General features: G+C 74.2%; 1 protein-coding gene. It reads left to right on the plus strand.

What is annotated here, in order from left to right; translation table 11 throughout:
• Window positions 1–419, plus strand: a 419-nt coding sequence (locus tag M3149_RS22835) for a GTP-binding protein (RefSeq protein WP_251711635.1), incomplete at both ends; no start/stop codon positions are given.

Genomic DNA, 419 nt, shown 5'->3' on the forward strand with positions numbered 1-419 from the left:
GTCGCGCACCGTCCCGCCGACATCCGCAACCTGGTGCTGGTCGGCCCGTCTGGCTCCGGGAAGACGACGCTCGTCGAGTCGCTCCTCGTCGCCGCCGGTGTGCTCAACCGGCCGGGGTCGACGGCCGAGGGCACCACGGTGAGCGACTTCGACGAGTCCGAGCACCGCCAGCAGCGCTCCGTCGGGCTCGCGCTGGCGCCGCTGGCGCACGAGGGTGTGAAGGTCAACCTGCTCGACGCCCCCGGCCACGCCGACTTCGTCGGCGAGCTGCGAGCCGGGCTCCGGGCGGCCGACTGCGCACTGTTCGTGATCGCCGCCAACGAGGGCGTCGACGCGCCGACGGCGGAGCTGTGGCGCGAGTGCGCCGAGGTGGGCATGCCGCGGGTCGTGGTGGTGACGAAGCTCGACCACGCCCGGGC

Origin of the sequence: Hydrogenophaga intermedia, assembly GCF_023715105.1 — a bacterium.
GTDB lineage: Bacteria > Pseudomonadota > Gammaproteobacteria > Burkholderiales > Burkholderiaceae_C > Hydrogenophaga > Hydrogenophaga intermedia_A.